Here is an 18,667-nt window from a genome sequence, read left to right as displayed (position 1 = left end):
AATCAAAACACTTAACAGAAAACAGGAGCCTAAAATCATCTTTCCTGTTTGCCGGCATTATAATCCTTTGCTGTTGAGCCATTGAAACAGCTGCTGGTAGACCTGTTCACGTACAGATTTGTCTGAAAGCACCAGATCGTGTAAACCATTCTGAATGCTTTGAACCGTGACATCAGCTTTGATTTTTTTGGCATATTTCTGAATGTCTTTAACTCCCAAAATCACATCACTAGTTTGCGCTGCCTTGCCCCATTTTTTGGGATATAAAGTCTGATGCGAATGCATGACCAGAACCGGAATATCGAGTTCGATGCCGCGATGAATTTCTTTTTGTGCTTCATAGATGGCACGAATAAAACTGATCCGTACCCTTGGATAGCGGGTCTTTTTCCAGTCCAGACTGAAGTCCCATTCCCCTTTTAAATCCTTGTGCAGACTGGTGGCATACCATTTATTTAACTCACTCGGAAATTTAAGGTCGGGAAAATTTTTTGCCAGTTTGCTTAACTGCGGGATGCCGAGCGCACGTTTTATCGGATTCATATTAAAGTTATAAAATGGACTGTTGACCCAGAGTGCTTTGATTAACCGATGATTAGGGTGATGTGCCGCGTACAATGTGGTGATGAGGCCGCCGGTAGAATGACCACAGAGCAGGGCAGCATCATGGCCCTCGCTTGCGATAATATCCAGTGCCTGGCTAATTTCTGCATCATATTCAGACAGCTCATGCACATTATAATAGTTCTGATGCGGCAGAATCGAACGGCCATATTTTCTTAAATCCAGCGCATAAAAATCAAAACCCTGCTGATTAAAGCGTTCCGCCATTTCAGTCTGAAAAAAATAATCAATAAATCCGTGAATATACAAAACTGCTTTAGGAGTAGGCTGCGCTGCTTTTTTACGTATCAGGGTTGCTACAACTTTGCCCTCATAGTCATCTGGAAAGCTCAAGGTGGCTTGCTCATAGCCGATGCCTAAAATATCAGCTTGATAAAGGGGCTGGAATTCACTCATTTTTATACTCATTTATATTATTGAATTTATCCTTTATCCTTGATGAGCTTTAACTTTTTGTCAAATCAATCTTCTGCCTTAGCAGTATGAAAAAGATCAACACTATTTAAATAGGCCATAACCCATTTTAAATCAGTGAGATTTTAAAATAGAACAAGCATTTTTGATGGATAAAAGAAATTTATTACAAAATTAACCAAAATCTCTCCTATCACGCTACGTTATCAGATTATAAAATCCTGCTAAAAGTATTATCAATTTACTAAATACCCCAAAAGACTAAAATCAGGATAGGCTATATAAAATAACGATAGTGATGTCATTGTTTTCGGCGAAGTGCCGAGGATTGATTAGAAGAGTTAAATAATGCCCAGAGAAAATTTGAACAGTAAACGCCCTTTATATATTCCGTATGCCGGAAATACCTTATTAGAACTCCCGTTACTCAATAAAGGTTCTGCATTTACTGAAGAAGAGCGCAGAAGCTTTAATTTGCATGGTTTAATTCCTCATGTGACCGAGACCATCGAGGAGCAGAGTCAGCGCTCTTATCAGCAATATTGTGCTTTTAATAGTGATATCAACAAGCATATTTATTTGCGTAATATTCAGGATACCAATGAAACCCTGTTTTATCACCTGATTGAAAATCACCTTAGCGAGATGATGCCGATTATTTACACCCCGACTGTGGGGGAGGCATGTCAGCGCTTTTCTGATATTTATCGCCGTCATCGCGGGATCTTTATTTCCTATCCGGATCGCGATCAGATCGAGCAGATTATTCACAATATTAATAAAAAGAACGTGAAAGTGATTGTGATTACCGATGGCGAACGCATTTTGGGTTTAGGCGATCAGGGGATTGGCGGAATGGGGATTCCGATTGGTAAATTGGCACTCTATACTGCCTGTGGTGGAATCAGCCCGGCGTATACCTTACCGATCACTCTCGATGTCGGCACCAATAATCAGCAATTGCTGAATGATCCGATTTATATGGGTTGGCGTGAACCGCGGATCAGCGGCGATGAATACTATGCTTTTGTCGAAATGGTAATTCAGGCCATTCAGCAGCGCTGGCCGGATGCATTGATTCAGTTTGAAGACTTTGCGCAGAAAAATGCCATGCCTTTGCTGGAAAAATACCGTGATCGCATTTGCTGCTTTAATGATGATATTCAGGGAACCGCTGCGGTTTCGGTCGGAAGTTTAATTGCCGCTTCGCGTGCAGCAGGCAAGCAGTTGAAAGATCAGGTGGTGGCATTTCTGGGGGCCGGTTCAGCTGGTTGCGGGATTGCGGAACAGATCATTAAACAAATGATTGCGGAAGGCTTGAGCGATAGCGAAGCACGTGCACGGATATTTATGGTTGACCGCTTTGGTCTGATCACTGAAAACCAGCCGAATTTACTGAATTTTCAGCGTAAATTGGCACAGCCTGCTGAACATGTAGAAAGTTGGGCAGATGCTGAAGCCATGATTTCATTAACAGATGTCGTGAAGCATGCCAAGCCAACAGTACTGATCGGTGTCTCGGGGCAGCCGGGATTATTCACGCAGGAAGTGGTTGAAGCTATGGCTGAGAATAGCGTGCAGCCAATTATTTTCCCTTTATCCAATCCGACTTCACAGGTAGAAGCAGTACCGGCAGATATTTTGCAATGGACCAAGGGTAGAGCGCTGATTGCTACAGGTAGCCCCTTTGCACCGGTGAATTATCAGGAAAAAATCCATCATATTTCACAGTGCAATAATTCTTATATTTTCCCTGGAATTGGGTTGGGGGTGATTGCTTCGGGTGCGAAGCGTGTTACAGATAATATGCTGATGGCTTCTAGTAATGCTCTGGCGGATTGTTCGCCTAAGTTGCAAGACCCACAAGCGGATTTATTGCCGAGTCTCGATCATTTGCAGTCTATTTCAAAGCAGATTGCGTTGAAAGTCGCCCTTGCTGCCATTGAGGATGGGGTGGCGCCTAAAGTAAGTATTGAGGACTTGCAGTTAGCGATTGAGCATAATTTCTGGACACCGCAATATCGTGATTATCAGCGGGTCACTTTCTAATTTTAAATGAAGACAAACTCTGACTAAGCACTCGTTTTGGGCTGGTCAGCGTTTATTGGTTAAAATAGGCAATGCATAAAAAAAGCCCCGATCTTTCGATCAGGGCTTTTTTGAATCTGGAGCGGGAAAGGAGACTCGAGCTCTCTGATTCCAATCTCGATAAAGTCGCTGAGATTTATTTTATTAAATGATACGCCAATCTCAACTTAAAATGAGTTTTTCGAGTTGAATTGGCGAATGGTCAAGCTTCTTATTCAAAACAACGCAGACGGTGTGTGACAGAATCTTTCTGATAAAGCGATGTGATAAATGCCATAAATCTTTTGCTCTTACTTTTTGGATATTAAAGCGATCTACCAACTGGCCAATGACGGTCTCAATTTTTCTTCTAGCCTTCATCAACACTCTCATTGATTCTTTAGGTCTGAGATCAAGCATATTCTTTCTAAATGGTGTCTGTAAATCAACATATTGAAATTTATAGTATTCGATTAAGCTTGGTCTTAAATAGCCTTTATCTGCTCCCAATAATCCATGAATGTGTGTTGTAATTTCTGGTGCAATATCACGCTCATCAACATTCGCCAAGGCAAAAGTGTAGCCTGTGACCATACCATCAAAATTAATCACGATATGTCCCTTAAAACCATAGTATTTTTCCTGTTGAGCTGCACAATAACTAAAGCCTGCATGTTCTTTGAAGTTTTTATGTCTTTTTGCTCGACTATAGCGACAGACAGGAATAGGAAATCCATCAATAAAATGAATATTATCCTGACCATAATATGTAGTTAAGCGAGCTATGATTTTCTGATTGATCTGCCATAAGTTTGCACAATGTTTACAAAAATTAGGATATGACCCCAGTTTTGGAAACCAAGCTAACCAGTTGTTTTTAAAATACATCCAGATACTTTTATCTGTATCCATTCCAAGGAATTCACCCACAATTTGCATTGTGATAATTTCAATATCGGTAAGAGCAGGTGGAAAGCCACGAGTTCTGAGTGGTTTATTAACAACAATTGGATATAGCTCATCTATAATTAAATAGACAAAGATGATAAATTCTTCAATGGACATAACTGTAATTTTATTTTCTTGGTCGAAATTAAAGTGAGGTTATGTCCTTCTCATTTCAATGACTTAAAAAGTTGAGATTGGCGTTAAATGATATTAATTTTAAATATATGATTTAATGTAAAATATTTTACTGACTGGTATAATTTGATGATGAGAGAGGGGCCTGGGTCTACGGTTTCTGTTTTGCCTTTTGGCGTAAGACGTACAAATATAAGCTTTCTACTTTTTCACGTGCCCATGGTGTGGTACGCAAGAATCGTAATGATGATTTAACACTTGGGTCTATGCAAAAACATCTAATTTCAATTTTACGACTTAAACCTTCAAAGCCACCGTAGTAATCCAATAATTCATCCAAAATGTCAGCAAGTTTTTTGCCGTGTAAAGGGTCATTGGGGGTGTTCATAATAGATCAATCGTATTTTGGGTGGCCATTATTATAACCTGAGCTAATTGGAAAACTAGAGCGTTTGAATGTAGGTAATGATGGACTGAATAGCCACCAAAATTCTGGAGCACGCCTAGCAATCGGATGAGGCATCATATATATGACTTGGTAATCCCATGTGCTATGTAGGAAAGTTTTTTCTTAATGGGTCACCTTTTAATGGGGGTAGGTACGAGGAGAGTTCTAAACCTTTACGGATCGCTTCAGCACTGTATTCAAAGGCAATTAATGGTCGACCTGTGATTGCTGTTGAGGAGACCAGTGTACCCCAAAGCCAATATTCACCCCATCAATTATAGTAAGCATTAAGTTTTTTGAGCGTGGATTTATTTCCAGATAAAGTCGTTCTTTACGAAGCCTCTCACATAAAACGCAACAACTTCTTCAGGTCTTTCTGAATCTTAAATCCATAATATTGGGTCTTATGTTCAGATATGGCTATTAAGCCACAAAATAATGGAGTTATAAAATGTGTCGGTTGATCGGTGAAAAGGTGCTTTATTGGGTGATTAGATCCTATTAGATTAAAGAAGTCTAATTAGACATTTACAATCTAATACAATCTATAGCAATAAAGAATCATTGTTGAGTAATTAAAATGAGTAGCATCTCCAATGATCCTTGGCATTTTCCACGTACAGAACTAGCTAAACAAATTTTAGGGATGTTTGAGACTGGACTAGCTAGTTCTCTGACTTTTTTTGCCCCACGCCGGATGGGAAAAACTGAATTTTTACGAAAAGATATTACGCCCTTAGCAGAACAGCTTGGATGGCGCGTTTTTTATTTCAGTTTTTTAGATGCAGGCCTGCATAGTGAAGGACAGTTTGTAAAAGCTCTTGATGAGTTTTCACAGCAAAATGGCTTGATTGGTAAAGCCAATCATTGGATTAAAAATATTGGCTCTTTAAGTACAGAGGTGGCAGGTGTAAAAGCCGAAGTGACTCTTGCACAAGGGCAAGTGAATTCCAGTATTTTATCTAGTATTACAAAACTGGCTCAGCAGGGTAAACCTATTTTATTGCTACTTGATGAGATTCAGGCTTTTTTTATTGCTACTTGATGAGATTCAGGCTTTAGCTAGTTCAAAATATAAAACAACTATTGCCAGTTTGCGTACTGCTTTAGATATGCATAAAGAAACGATAAAGGTAATTTTTACTGGTTCAAGTCGAGAGGGCTTGAGACAAATGTTTTCTGTGAGTAGTGCTCCATTTTTTCATTATGGGCAGAATTTACCTTTTCCAAATCTAACAAAAGCATTTACAGATCATCTGGCAGATGTATTTAATCAAACAACAGGACGTAGTTTGGATAAAGAAATTTTATGGTGTGCTTTTTTAGATATGAAGCAAAGTCCTCAACTGGTGAGGTCATTGGTTGAGCGTTTAGCATTAAACCCAATGCTGGCTATAGATTTTGCAAAGGAACAGCTTATAGCCGATACAATGGGGCACCGTGACTTTTCAGGATTATGGGGAGAGTTTAAGTTATTAGAACAGCTGCTCTTAAAAGCCATAGCTGAATCACAAGTTGAACTTTATAGTATTCAATTTAGACAGCATCTTGCTGACTCCATCGGTGTAGACAGCATTGCAGTATCAAGTATTCAATCTGCCCTACGTTCTTTATCAAAAAAACAAATTATTTTTAAACCAGAAAATGGTACTTATGAAATCGAAGATGCTCTTTTTAAAGAATGGATTATGGATGAAGCATAAATTTTTTAATAATGGTCAGTACCCGGTAAAATACCTCGTTAAGAGGATTCATGATTCCTCATCTCCGAGAAGACCCTTCCATGGGTTGGTCATTAACTCATCCTGATCTTCGATCGTGATTTTAATTTCATCATTCAATAATTGTCTGATTAAATGAACTTTATCATCTGGAATGAGCATCAGTTGAGCATTTAATCCTGCCGCGATAATTTCTAAGGTCTCTAATCGTGGATTGCCCTGACTTTCCAGTTTTTGGTACTGCTGTCTTGAAATGCCGGTACGGGATTGCATATTAACTTGCTTTAAGCCCAATAGGGTTCGTCTTTTTTTGATTTGCTGAAGTAAAGATTCATTCATTGTAGACACATTTATTTCTTTTAGGTTCTATAAGAAACATATTAGTTTCTTTTTTAAAGCAATTTATCATTTCGATCTGTAAAACAGCCCTAGCTACGTAGTGATCTGAAATCACTCTGAAAATACGCGGTTCAATTTAACTTATCTCCTTACGGAATTGGCAGAAAGATTGTCGATGCCGGATCTGAACTGTCGACAACTCTCTGGCAAAAATTCCTGGCAGCCCTGCATTTAACTGCCTAGCACAATCCGATAATAAATAATAACAAACCCGCCGCGCAGTTGGCATACAGTAAGTAAAGAAGTGGTGGACTGTGATCATAAAAATAACATCTCAAGCCGGAGGTAAACTAGATGGCCAAGTATAGTGATATCAATAGTTTTAATACCTTAGAAACATTGACCGTCGGTTCAGAACACTATCAGATTTTCAACCTGTCCAAATTGCAAGCGCAATTGGGCGACCTGTCCCGGCTGCCAAAATCTTTAAAAGTCTTGCTGGAAAATTTACTACGTTTTGAAGATCAGCTCACGGTGAAAACCGAGCATATTCATGCGCTGGCAGGGTGGTTAAACAACCAAACCTCAGAACAGGAAATCCAGTATCGTCCGGCACGGGTGCTGATGCAGGATTTTACCGGTGTTCCCGCAGTGGTTGATCTTGCCGCGATGCGTGCAGCGGTGGCCAAAGCCGGTGGTGACCCGGAAAAAATTAATCCGTTGTCACCGGTGGATTTAGTCATCGATCACTCGGTGATGGTCGATTACTTTGCCAGCCCGCAAGCTTTTGAGCAGAATGTCGCAATTGAGATGCAACGCAATGGTGAGCGCTACCAGTTTCTGCGCTGGGGGCAGGCGGCACTTAATGAGTTTCGCGTGGTGCCGCCAGGAACCGGGATTTGCCACCAGGTCAATCTGGAATATCTGGCACAAGTGGTCTGGAGCAATGAGGTTGATGGGCAGCGCTTTGCCTTTCCTGATACCTTGGTCGGTACTGACTCACATACCACCATGATCAATGGCTTAGGCGTGTTAGGTTGGGGAGTAGGCGGCATCGAAGCAGAAGCAGCCATGCTGGGCCAACCGATCTCGATGCTGATTCCAGAAGTGATCGGCTTTAAGCTCACCGGTAAACTCAAAGAAGGGATTACAGCAACTGATCTAGTACTGACCATTACCCAGATGCTTCGCCAAAAAGGCGTAGTTGGAAAATTTGTCGAATTTTATGGCGATGGCCTGGCCGATTTACCCTTGGCGGATCGTGCCACGATTGCCAATATGGCACCGGAGTATGGCGCTACCTGTGGCTTTTTCCCGGTTGATGAGGTGACGCTCTCCTATTTACGTTTAACAGGACGTCAGCCCGAAAGAATTGCCTTGGTAGAGGCCTATAGCAAGTTACAAGGATTATGGCGCAATCCGGGGGATGAACCCGTCTTTACAGATACGCTGGCTTTAGATATGTCGACGGTAGAAGCCAGTCTGGCAGGTCCGAAACGTCCGCAGGATCGTGTACTATTGTCACAAGTGTCGAAAACCTTTGATGCCTTCATGGATCTGACCTTGAAACCGGTCAAAGAAGAAAAAGAGCGTCTGGAAAATGAAGGAGGGGGAGGTACGGCTGTTGAAGCAAAACAGGCCAACCTGCCACATGAAAATGTTTTTTGTATGATTGAGGGTAAAAAATATCCGTTGCAGCATGGTGATGTGGTGATTTCAGCGATTACCTCCTGTACCAATACTTCGAATCCCAGTGTCATGTTGGCAGCAGGGCTATTGGCCAAAAAGGCAATCGAAAAAGGTTTGCAGCGGAAACCCTGGGTGAAAAGTTCACTGGCTCCAGGTTCCAAAGTAGTTACCGATTATCTCAATGCAGCAGGGTTGACGCCTTATTTGAATCAACTGGGTTATAACCTGGTAGGTTATGGCTGTACCACCTGTATTGGTAATTCGGGACCTTTACCTGAAGCGATTGAAGAAGCTGTGCAATGTTTCGATTTGAATGTAGCCTCAGTACTTTCCGGAAACCGTAACTTTGAAGGACGGGTGCATCCTTTGGTGAAAACCAACTGGTTAGCATCTCCACCCTTGGTGGTTGCCTATGGTCTGGTCGGGAATATTCGAACTGATCTCACTGCTGAGCCGATAGGTGAAGGCTTTGATGGGCAAGCGGTTTATTTAAAAGATATCTGGCCGACACAGATAGAAATCGATGCCGCACTGCAGAATGTGAATACCGAGATGTTTCATAAAGAATATGCGGAAGTGTTTGAAGGCGATGCCAAGTGGAAAGCGATCCAGATTCCACAAAGTCAAACCTATGCGTGGGATGAACAATCGACCTATATCCGACATCCACCCTTTTTTTCAGAAATTGATCAGCCGGCGCGACCAATTCAGCAGATCAAACAGGCACGGATTTTGGCTGTATTGGGAGATTCAGTCACGACGGACCATATTTCCCCTGCGGGCAATATCAAAAAAGATAGTCCTGCCGGACGATATTTGCAGCAACAGGGGGTTGATGCAAAAGACTTTAACTCTTATGGATCCCGCCGTGGCAACCATGAGGTGATGATGCGAGGCACCTTTGCCAATATCCGCATCAAAAACGAAATGCTGGGTGGGGAGGAAGGTGGCAATACCCTGCATATTCCAAGTGCAGAAAAACTCTCGATTTATGATGCGGCAATGCGCTATCAGGCAGAACAAACCCCACTCGTGATTATTGCCGGGAAAGAATATGGTACCGGTTCTTCACGTGACTGGGCGGCCAAAGGTACCAACCTATTGGGGGTAAAAGCGGTGATTGCTGAAAGTTTTGAGCGGATTCACCGTTCCAATCTGGTCGGCATGGGGGTGTTACCTTTACAGTTTGTGGAGGGTCAGAACCGGCAGATCTTGAACCTGACCGGGCATGAAACCCTATCAATTCTAGGTTTGTCGGACGATATTTATCCACATCAAATGCTGGATGTAGAAGTGCAACATACCGATGGTACATATAAGTGTTTTCAAGTGTTGTGTCGTATTGATACCTTGAATGAGGTGGAATACTTTAAGGCCGGTGGGATCTTGCATTATGTTTTACGCAATTTGCTCGCTTCCTAAATCGAATGATGAAAACCCGACACCGGCCACAATGCCGGCCAGTTAAGAATTGAAAAACTAAAATTATGCTCAATTAAGACATAAATTTAGATCAATTTAAATTCAAATATAAGGAAATTTAGATTTGTTTTTCATCCAAATTTCCTTAACTGACTGGTATTAATCTTTTGATGGGCCTTTTCATAATCTAATGGAGAGCGCTGACCATTGGAACTATGCCTACATTATTAGGTGTAGATATCAAATGTGAACATAGATCTAATCTAATTTATTCATCATATTCCGCAAATATTTCTTCAATTTCATCCCATTGGGGCAAGTTAAACTTTTTTTATTCACTTCGAATTGTAAACCCATGCCATCAAGCACACGTTCAAATATGTCAAATGAACCTGTAAAATGGCCATTCTCTATCTCTGAAATTGTTGTTTTATTCACTTTGGTCTTTTCTGAAAGACTTTTCTGTGTATAGCCTAATACTTTGCTTATCTTAAAGTTTAGCCCGAAGACCTTCCACCAATTGTAAAACAGAGGCCAATCCCTGAGGGTTCTGAATCTGTTCTATTGGAATGCCATTCATCAATTTATTGGGTGATTTCATAAAATGCTGCATCCAGGCTGTATCCCCACCTGTCAGAGCATCTAATGATGTGGTAATACGGATTAAAGTGAGGCGATTTCTCCCTGTTTTGAAGTGGGATCTAATTCAAGAGAGGTTAAAGTTTTCACCGAATCTATACTGAGTATTAAGGCTAGTTGATCCTGTGCAAGACCAAGTCGTTCAGCAGCAGCTAAAACTACCTTAGCTAATATCATTTTCTTTTTTGCAGTTTTTTCTGATGTTGTACGCATGACCGATCCCTGTTTCAGACGCTGCTAATTCATAGAGTTTATACTATTTAATTATCGTTGATCAGACACTCAATTTTTACTAAATATATTAAATTTGGTTTTAGATAAGGAAGCAACGGTTAAATTATTTAACAGCATGTAGTTATTTTTAGACCTTCAGCTTTAAGTTCAAAGAGATCGAGGTCTGCCAATACAGGCTAAATGTAAACAGAATTTAAATGCGGCCAGTGCTTTGGCATCTTTTGTTGAGTAAAGCTGGAGACGAACATAATCTTCTTGAGTGGTAGGATGCTCTGTTGTGCTCGATTTAGCCAGCTTCAGTAATAAAGGCTGTTTCTTTTTATCTAGCAATTGTACCAAGTCTTGTCCAAGCAAATGCCAAAATTGATGGGGAAACAGGTCTTTTACCTTGGAATAAAATGATTCCAATTGATCGATTTTATTTCATCGATAATGAATGCCAGTATGCGAAACCGTAACACGACTTAAAAATGTCTCAAGCACCGCTTTTATTTGATCTGGCTTTTTTTCAAAGATATTTTGAATATTTTCAAAGAAATAGTTCCTTGCTGTGCACTCTTCAATGGTATCAATCATGGCGGGTTTTAAAGGTTTATCAAGATGATTCGTGTTGTTGAGATCAAATAACCTTGGGTTGTTTTTTTGAGACTTGAGTTGGCCCAGTTGTTTGGCATTTTTATACCAGTACTCAACCAGTTCTATAGGTAAGCTCATTTCCTGTGAGACCTGATCTGGATCATGATGAATTTCCAGTAAATTTAGGCACTTAAAAAACCATGCAAATGAGATTTTGGATTCCTTTGTTCCTGCGAAATATTTAGAAAAATCATGAGGCTGTGAGTTAAATGAAACCTCATCCAGAATGTCTTCTATGTTACTTTTTAACCAGTCAGTTTGGTCGTTGAGTAACTGCTGACTTAAATGAATAGCATGCTTTTCAAAATTGAATGGAGCAGTATCTTTTACTGTGTTTAAAAATTTGAAAGAAGGTAGGTAGCCCATCATCTTCTTTCATCTTCTTTACTAATTGAGTATCTATGTCTGGATGATATTGCAGTATTTTATGCCCAGCGATCAGGTAGCTCAGATGAATATAGCTTTTAAAGGTTTCTGTAGGGTCAATGTGACCCAGTAAATGGGCAAGCATAAACCAATGATTTTGACCATGCGTATTACGGAGTAACTCTGTCCGAATGGACTGATATTCTTCTTCGGTATAATCCGTCACATTCTTGACCAGTGGAGCGTAATTACAGTTCAGAACAACGGATAAGGTCGTGGGCACGCCATGGTCACATCTTGGTCACAAAATATAAATTACATTAAGAATATTTTTTATTGAATTGAATAACAAAGGAAGGGGGATTTTTAAAAATATAATAAAATCAACAATAAAAAAGCCCCCATCTTTCGATGAGGGCTTTTTGAATCTGGAGCGGGAAAGGAGACTCGAACTCCCGACCCCAACCTTGGCAAGGTTATGCTCTACCAACTGAGCTATTCCCGCGGAGTCTATAAAGTTTTTTAAATGAAAAAACTAAATGAAAAAATTTTGAGCGGGAAAGGAGACTCGAACTCCCGACCCCAACCTTGGCAAGGTTATGCTCTACCAACTGAGCTATTCCCGCATGCCGTGTATAATACAGCATGAAAAAATGTGGTCAACACCTTTGTTAAAAATCTTGTATCAATTGCATAAAATAAAAGCAAAATACTTTAGACCAGACAATAAATCGCCAATATTCATGTGGGAATTCATGAAACTTCGCCACAATCAACAGATTGCGCTGTGACAGATTACCAAAATACTCAGCAGAACAAGGTATACTGACTTTATATTTTCAAAGATTGGAGTCAGGCCATGAGCTTAGAACAACAACTGAAAGATCGTTTAGCACAATTATCTCCGACCCATTTAGACGTGGTGAATGAATCTTCGGGTCATGGCGGTTATTTCCCTGGAAAAGAGTCTCATTTTAAAACTGTGATTGTCAGTCAGGCCTTTGCCGGTTTACGTCCAGTCCAGCGTCATCAGAAAGTCTATGCTGCTGCTGGTGATTTACTGGCCAAAGACAAGATTCATGCGCTGGCAATCCATGCATTTTTGCCTGAAGAATGGGCAGGGCAGGACACGACCAGTCCAGCTTGTGCACATGCACCAAAAAACTAAGAGGAAATGATGGAAACTCAACTTTTAGTCAAAATTATTCATATGTCAGCAGCAGGATTGGCGATTGTCGCCATTCTTGCCCGTGCCTTGACTTTGTTTATTGGTACACAAGGCAACCTACCGAATCCAAAGGCACGAATTGCGCTGGTGGCTTTACAGCATCTGGCCATTACGGTGATCGCGCTTACAGGTATTGTGTCATTGGTGATCAAGGATTTTGATGTGCAACCCTGGTTTTATGCCAAGGTTATTTTATTTTTTGTGCTGGTATCCTCTTTAGCTAAAGCCTATAAAAAAGATGATTCAATCTTGCTGGCACAACGCCGGGCTGGCTTATTTATTGCGGTAGTTGCATTGGTTTCTATTTTGATCTTGGTGATGATCAAGCCGAATTTTGGCTAAAAGCAAGCAGGCTGTGACTTCAAGCGCAGTCTGCCTATGTGAATAATTAAAAAATACAAGTGTGATAAAAGTAGTTAAAAATAACAGGAGGGGACATGAATACACGTGTGGTATTTAATCAAAAAGGTGGGGTGGGTAAGTCCAGTATTACCGTTAATCTGGCCGCGATCAGCGCACATCAGGGTTTAAAAACTTTACTCATTGATCTGGATCCACAAGCCAATTCCAGTCAATACGTATTAGGTGACGATGCGACCTATTCAAGTGACAAGCCGGCATTAGAACCGAATATTGAAAACTATTTTGAAAATGTGCTGGGCAATCAGCAAAGTAAAGGCTTGCTCGGCAATGCAATTGGCTCGATTTTGAAAAGCCGTAGCAAAGGTCTGGAAAGTTATGTGCATCAGTCTCCCTTTAAGTATCTGGATGTGATTCCAGCCAGCCCGACACTGGGCGCCTTGGCACATGCACTGGAGTCCAAGCATAAAATCTACAAACTGCGAGATGCTTTACAACAATTGTCCGGGCAATATGATCGGGTGTTTATTGATACCCCGCCGGCATTTAATTTCTTTACACTGTCGGCTTTGATTGCTGCAGACCGCGTGCTGATTCCATTTGACTGTGATGTGTTTTCTAAACGCGCCTTACAGACCCTGATTGAAAATGTCATTGAAACCCAAGATGACCATAATGAAAGACTGGAAATTGAAGGTATTGTGGTGAATCAGTTTCAGGCACAGGCCAGATTACCGCGTGAAGTGGTGCAGCAACTGAAAGATGAAGGATTGCCCGTACTCAATAGTATGTTACCGCCCTCCATCTTAATGAAAGAATCTCATCATAAAAATCAGCCCCTGATTCATTTGGCTACTGATCATAAATTGACTCAGGCCTATCAATCGTTGTTCAATGAGATAGAGCAGAACTAAGATCGAGTTAACTATGAAACTTGTGAAATTAAGCCTGAGTATTGCAGCACTTGCATTGCTGAGTGCTTGTGCAACAACGGTGAAACCCACCTATGTGTCCCCGACCCAGTATCAGACCTTGGGTTGTCAGCAGCTACAAGGCGAATATAACCGTATTCAGAAATATATCGACAATGGCGTGGAAGCACCAAAACGTACGGGTGTAGGTCTGGGCGTCGGTCTGGGTGGTGGCTGGGGCAGTCGCGGTGGTTGGGGGATTGGTCCGAGTGTTTCCGTCAATATGGGACAGTCATCCAATACCAAGCGAACCGAACTGGCACGGCTTTTAGGTGAACAGGAAGCGATTGTTCAGGCCGCCCGTTACAAAAATTGTCCGATTGTGGTTCGTCAGAATATTGCTAAATAACGAATTCCTGATCTCTTCATAAATGCTGATCTTGGGTCAGCATTTTTTATGATTTTTTCAAAATAGCCGAGCTGATATTCCGCTTAATATCACTTGAAATGGCGCGTATCGTCTCAGCATCCTAGATTTATAGAGCTGTTCTGGCATGAGAATATTGATTAAGCTATAAGCTAGGCCCGGAATAGTTCATCACGATGATTGAAAATTGGTTATTTGTATTGGGGCTAATCGCCGTTCTGATGATTCCTGGGCCGGCGAATGCCTTGGTCGCCAGCTCTGCGTATCAGCAGGGTCAGGCCAAAACCAGCCTTTATATTCCTGCCATTCTGATGGGCTATTTTTATGCGATTAATGTCTGGGCTTTGTTGATTCATCTGGCTTTACCGATCTGGCCAAACTTCAAAAGCTTGCTGTATGTCCTGAGTACCATCTGTGTGGGCTGGATGACGCTGCATTTATATAAGGCCCAGCAGTTAGAACGCTATAGCAAAAATCATCCGCAGATTCGTCCCTGGCAAATGTTTACTGTCACCTTAAGCAATCCTAAAGCAGCATTGTTGGCCTCCGGGATCTTACCCATGGAAACTTGGCAAAGTCCGACCAACTTTGTTCTGGTGTTTGCTGCCTTTTGCTTGAGTACCGTTCCAGTAGGGATTTTCTGGATGGTCTTTGGTCAGGCAATTTTGAGCAGTCACTCTGAAAAAATAAAAGCCGGCCTTATTTATAAAGGCTCGGCTCTGTTTGTACTGCTTTGTCTGATCCCATTACTGATCAAGCTTTGGGATTAAATGCACAGGCTATAAAAAATCTTAAGCTGTTTTACTTTTTTTGAGTCTTTGTTGAATAAAGCCGATCACACCTGGCAAGACACTTAAAATAATAATACCGAAAATCAAATAGGTGAAGTTATCTTTGACGATCGGCATATTACCGAACATATAGCCCAGAATGACAAATGAGCTGATCCAGATGAATCCACCCACTACATTATAGCTCAGGAAATATTTGTAATTCATGCTGCCAGCACCAGCGACAAAAGGTGCAAAGGTACGAGCAAAAGGCACAAAACGCGCAAAAATAATGGTTTTACCACCATGTCTGGCAAAGAATTGCTGAGTTGCCAATAAATGTTTTTTATTGATAAAGCGCGATTCAATCTCGAAAACCCGCGGCCCGATATATTTGCCAATATGGTAATTCAGGGTATCGCCCAATACTGCCGCAACAAATAAAAGCGGAATCAGTACCCAGGGATCCATCACACCTGTAGACGCTGCCAAAGCACCTGCTGCAAATAGCAAGCTGTCGCCGGGCAAGAACGGCATCACCACCAAACCTGTTTCCACAAAGATAATCAGGAAAAGAATGGCATAAATCCAGATCCCGTAATTGGTGATAAATTCAAGCAAGTGATCATCAACATGCAAGATAAAATCAATCAGTTCCATGAGCCCAGTACAAGCAAAAGTGTGCTCAAATCCTAACAGCGATCACCTATAAAGTCAGTAATAAAAGTCGACTATTTTGCGGCTTATTTTTCTGCTGTCGGGCGAATCCCTTCACTTTTAAAATGGATGTATCAGGGTATGAGCATATTTTTATTGGGGCTTTTTGAGCAGACAACACAAGTTCATCATGGCGTTACACAACGTCTGCGGCATCTATTTCGGCTTTCTGTTTAGATCATAGAATCATCATAAAAATGGCAGGTCAAAACACATGAAAAAATATATTCTGGCGACACTGGTTCTGGCAGCTGCCAGTCCGGCACTTTGGGCTAAATCAGATCAGGCTATTCTGGAGGAAGCAAAACAGAATGTAGTCAGTATTGCTCAGGCACATAAAATGAAAGATGAAACTGGCGTGACCTTAAGGGGGCAGATCGTCAAACAGCGTGCAGCACAAAGTGACGAATTTGAATTAAGAGATAAAACCGGCAGCATCATGATTGATGTAGATGACGACCACTGGAAAAGATTAAAACTCAAAGCAGGCGATCGGGTAGAAGTCTGGGGCGAGGTCGATACGCACCGCAACAAACCCACCGATATTGAAGTGATTCAGATTGAACGCGTGAAATAAACCATTCATTTGGCTGGAACAGGAAAGCAGCGAAACTCTGCTCTCCTGTGAACCAGTCAAAAATGAGGGCATTATTTTCTGAAATTTCTTAACTGTTTAATATTTAAACCAATTGGAATAGTGTGCTTAAACACAAGAAAAATGCTAGAATACGGCGCTTATCTTTCGTTTGCCTTTCATAGTTGTTCGTCATGACTACCAATACTCAAATTACTGAAGATCGTATCCTGATTCTGGATTTCGGTTCTCAATATAGTCAGCTCATTGCACGCCGTGTCCGTGAAGCTGGTGTATATTCTGAAATGTATGCCTATGATATGTCTGAAGAAGACATTCGTGCATTTAATCCAAACGGTATCATCTTGTCTGGTGGACCTGAGAGCGTTCACCTTGAAGGCAGCCCGCGTGCGCCACAAGTGGTATTCGAGCTCGGTGTACCGGTATTGGGTATTTGTTATGGCCTGCAAACCATGTGCGAACAGCTTGGCGGTAAAGTCGAGCCAGGTACTGTGCATGAGTTCGGTTATGCAGAAGTTGATATCGTGGTACGTGACAAGCTGATCGGTAATTTACAGGACCGTGAAAACCAGTTGCATGTCTGGATGAGTCATGGTGACAAGGTTGCCCGTATTCCAGAAGGCTTCCAGATCACTGCACAAACTCCAAGCTGTCCAATTGCGATGGTGTCTGACGAAACTCGTGGTTTCTATGGTATTCAGTTCCATCCTGAAGTGACACATACCTCTAAAGGGGCAGAATTACTGTCGAACTTCGTTCATCAAATTTGTGGTTGCCGCGGTCTATGGACGCCAGAACACATTATTGATCTACGTGTAGAACAGCTTCGCCAACAGATCGGTGATGAAAAAGTATTACTTGGTCTTTCAGGTGGTGTGGATTCATCTGTCGTTGCAGCGCTGTTGCATAAAGCGATTGGTGATCAGCTGACATGTGTGTTTGTCGACAATGGTCTGCTTCGTTTGAACGAAGGTGATCAAGTGATGCAAATGTTTGCTGACAATATGGGGATTCGTGTCATCCGTGCTGCTGCAGAAGAGCGTTTCTTGACTGCACTTGCAGGCGAAGTTGATCCTGAAGCAAAACGTAAAATTATTGGCCGTGAGTTTATTGCAGTCTTTGCTGAAGAAGCACGTAAATTAGATGGGGTAAAATTCCTGGCTCAAGGTACGATTTATCCAGACGTGATTGAATCTGCTGCAAGCAAACAGGGCAAGGCACATGTGATTAAATCGCACCACAACGTGGGTGGTTTACCAGCAGACTTGGCTTTTGAACTGGTTGAACCATTACGTGACTTGTTTAAAGATGAAGTACGTAAATTGGGTACCACTTTGGGCTTGCCACACAGCATGATTTACCGTCATCCATTCCCAGGCCCAGGTCTAGGTGTGCGTATCTTGGGTGAAGTGAAAAAAGAATATGCAGACATTTTACGTCTTGCTGATGACATTTTCATGCAGGAACTTCGTGCCAGCGGTTGGTATGACAAGACTGCTCAAGCATTTGCGGTATTCCAGCCGGTGAAATCTGTCGGTGTTGTCGGTGATGGTCGCCGTTATGCATGGGTGATTGCACTGCGTGCGGTAGAAACTGTGGACTTTATGACTGCTCGTTTCGCGCATCTTCCTTATGATCTAGTCGATAAAATCTCGACTCGTATCATGAATGAAATTAAAGATGTGTCTCGTGTTGTGTATGACGTATCGTCTAAGCCACCTGCAACTATTGAATGGGAGTAAAATCGGGATTTCTAAAAGCGATAGCTTTTAGCCGATTTTACGCCAAGAGCTATGCTCGCGGCAGTGAGGGATTTCACGAAGCACGGCTTCTTGCCTGAATGATGCCAAGCGCTATGCACGTAGTAAATATCTGGTTGATCGGAGATATCCCAATAAAAAAAGAGCGCTTCGGTGCTCTTTTTTATGAGTTTTTATGAGGATTTTTTCTTCGTGATAGAATATGCAACTTTTCCAT

14 protein-coding genes, 2 tRNA genes and 5 pseudogenes are annotated in these 18,667 nt (G+C 41.6%); 10 read left to right on the top strand and 11 right to left on the bottom strand.

The genetic code is table 11. The features are described from left to right. Positions 1 to 57 precede the first annotated feature (57 nt). Positions 58 to 1,020, bottom strand: a complete 963-nt coding sequence (locus CWI32_RS11590) for an alpha/beta hydrolase (RefSeq protein WP_100535342.1) — start codon at positions 1,018 to 1,020, stop codon at positions 58 to 60. Between the two features lie 366 nt (positions 1,021 to 1,386). On the opposite strand from CWI32_RS11590, the gene CWI32_RS11585 reads away from it, so the two are divergent. Further along, the gene (locus CWI32_RS11585; RefSeq protein WP_074383716.1) at positions 1,387 to 3,087 is read left to right on the top strand and encodes an NAD-dependent malic enzyme; all 1,701 of its coding nucleotides are present in this window, start codon (positions 1,387 to 1,389) and stop codon (positions 3,085 to 3,087) included. A gap of 201 nt (positions 3,088 to 3,288) precedes the next feature. Here CWI32_RS11585 and CWI32_RS11580 read toward each other — a convergent pair whose 3' ends face one another. The 3 genes and pseudogenes from CWI32_RS11580 to CWI32_RS15385 form a co-directional block, all read right to left on the bottom strand. Continuing rightward, positions 3,289 to 4,170: an IS982 family transposase gene (locus CWI32_RS11580; protein WP_100535341.1), complete on the bottom strand. Its 882-nt coding sequence runs from the start codon at positions 4,168 to 4,170 to the stop codon at positions 3,289 to 3,291. Positions 4,171 to 4,339: 169 nt separating this feature from the next. Continuing rightward, positions 4,340 to 4,576: a VF530 family protein gene (locus CWI32_RS11575; RefSeq protein WP_005173763.1), complete on the bottom strand. Its 237-nt coding sequence runs from the start codon at positions 4,574 to 4,576 to the stop codon at positions 4,340 to 4,342. A 166-nt stretch (positions 4,577 to 4,742) separates the two neighbouring features. Next, a pseudogene (locus CWI32_RS15385) lies at positions 4,743 to 4,880 on the bottom strand (type II toxin-antitoxin system HipA family toxin); the annotation flags it as partial. A gap of 336 nt (positions 4,881 to 5,216) precedes the next feature. Here CWI32_RS15385 and CWI32_RS15510 point away from each other — a divergent pair. Then, positions 5,217 to 6,339, top strand: a pseudogene (locus CWI32_RS15510) (ATP-binding protein). A gap of 48 nt (positions 6,340 to 6,387) precedes the next feature. Here CWI32_RS15510 and CWI32_RS11565 read toward each other — a convergent pair. Next, positions 6,388 to 6,696, bottom strand: coding sequence for a helix-turn-helix transcriptional regulator (locus CWI32_RS11565; RefSeq protein ID WP_100535340.1), 309 nt, complete (start codon positions 6,694 to 6,696; stop codon positions 6,388 to 6,390). 354 nt (positions 6,697 to 7,050) lie between these two features. On the opposite strand from CWI32_RS11565, the gene acnA reads away from it, so the two are divergent. Further along, complete coding sequence (acnA, locus tag CWI32_RS11560; protein WP_100535339.1) at positions 7,051 to 9,807, top strand: aconitate hydratase AcnA; 2,757 nt, start codon at positions 7,051 to 7,053, stop codon at positions 9,805 to 9,807. Positions 9,808 to 10,075: 268 nt separating this feature from the next. Here the strand turns inward: acnA and CWI32_RS11555 are convergent. The 5 genes and pseudogenes from CWI32_RS11555 to CWI32_RS11535 all read right to left on the bottom strand — a co-directional run bounded on the left by CWI32_RS11555 (position 10,076) and on the right by CWI32_RS11535 (position 12,308). Beyond that, positions 10,076 to 10,338, bottom strand: a pseudogene (locus tag CWI32_RS11555) (helix-turn-helix domain-containing protein). Next, positions 10,298 to 10,659 (bottom strand): annotated as a pseudogene (locus CWI32_RS11550) (MbcA/ParS/Xre antitoxin family protein). Before CWI32_RS11550 ends, CWI32_RS11555 begins: the two co-directional pseudogenes overlap by 41 nt. 128 nt (positions 10,660 to 10,787) lie before the next feature. Continuing rightward, positions 10,788 to 11,956: pseudogene (locus CWI32_RS15370) on the bottom strand (site-specific integrase); the annotation flags it as partial. A gap of 155 nt (positions 11,957 to 12,111) precedes the next feature. Further along, positions 12,112 to 12,187, bottom strand: a tRNA-Gly gene (locus CWI32_RS11540). 48 nt (positions 12,188 to 12,235) lie between these two features. Next, positions 12,236 to 12,308, bottom strand: a tRNA-Gly gene (locus CWI32_RS11535). Between the two features lie 233 nt (positions 12,309 to 12,541). Here CWI32_RS11535 and CWI32_RS11530 point away from each other — a divergent pair. The 5 genes from CWI32_RS11530 (at position 12,542) to CWI32_RS11510 (ending at position 15,378) form a co-directional block, all read left to right on the top strand. Continuing rightward, on the top strand, positions 12,542 to 12,850 hold the full coding sequence (locus CWI32_RS11530) for a BolA family protein (protein WP_005094610.1): 309 nt from the start codon (positions 12,542 to 12,544) through the stop codon (positions 12,848 to 12,850). A gap of 9 nt (positions 12,851 to 12,859) precedes the next feature. Then, entirely contained in the window at positions 12,860 to 13,252 is a 393-nt protein-coding gene (locus tag CWI32_RS11525) for a SirB2 family protein (RefSeq protein WP_100535338.1), read from the top strand. Positions 13,253 to 13,347: 95 nt separating this feature from the next. After that, positions 13,348 to 14,184 carry a ParA family protein gene (locus CWI32_RS11520; protein WP_100535337.1) on the top strand — a complete coding sequence of 279 codons (837 nt, stop codon included), beginning with the start codon at positions 13,348 to 13,350 and terminating at the stop codon, positions 14,182 to 14,184. Positions 14,185 to 14,197: 13 nt separating this feature from the next. After that, positions 14,198 to 14,590: a hypothetical protein gene (locus CWI32_RS11515; RefSeq protein WP_100535336.1), complete on the top strand. Its 393-nt coding sequence runs from the start codon at positions 14,198 to 14,200 to the stop codon at positions 14,588 to 14,590. Between the two features lie 194 nt (positions 14,591 to 14,784). Next, positions 14,785 to 15,378, top strand: a complete 594-nt coding sequence (locus CWI32_RS11510) for a hypothetical protein (protein WP_005094603.1) — start codon at positions 14,785 to 14,787, stop codon at positions 15,376 to 15,378. Between the two features lie 21 nt (positions 15,379 to 15,399). On the opposite strand, the gene CWI32_RS11505 is transcribed toward CWI32_RS11510, so the two are convergent. After that, positions 15,400 to 16,038 carry a DedA family protein gene (locus tag CWI32_RS11505; RefSeq protein WP_074383709.1) on the bottom strand — a complete coding sequence of 213 codons (639 nt, stop codon included), beginning with the start codon at positions 16,036 to 16,038 and terminating at the stop codon, positions 15,400 to 15,402. Between the two features lie 271 nt (positions 16,039 to 16,309). Between CWI32_RS11505 and CWI32_RS11500 the strand changes: the two genes are divergently transcribed. Then, the gene (locus CWI32_RS11500) at positions 16,310 to 16,672 is read left to right on the top strand and encodes a NirD/YgiW/YdeI family stress tolerance protein (protein ID WP_005173783.1); all 363 of its coding nucleotides are present in this window, start codon (positions 16,310 to 16,312) and stop codon (positions 16,670 to 16,672) included. 191 nt (positions 16,673 to 16,863) lie between these two features. Further along, positions 16,864 to 18,432, top strand: coding sequence for a glutamine-hydrolyzing GMP synthase (guaA, locus tag CWI32_RS11495; RefSeq protein ID WP_005094597.1), 1,569 nt, complete (start codon positions 16,864 to 16,866; stop codon positions 18,430 to 18,432). The last annotated feature ends 235 nt before the right edge of the window (positions 18,433 to 18,667 follow it).

The organism is Acinetobacter pseudolwoffii, assembly GCF_002803605.1.
Classification (GTDB): Bacteria; Pseudomonadota; Gammaproteobacteria; order Pseudomonadales; family Moraxellaceae; genus Acinetobacter; species Acinetobacter pseudolwoffii.
The sequence above is the reverse complement of the archived record's forward strand: the minus strand, read 5'-3'. Positions and strand labels throughout refer to the sequence as shown.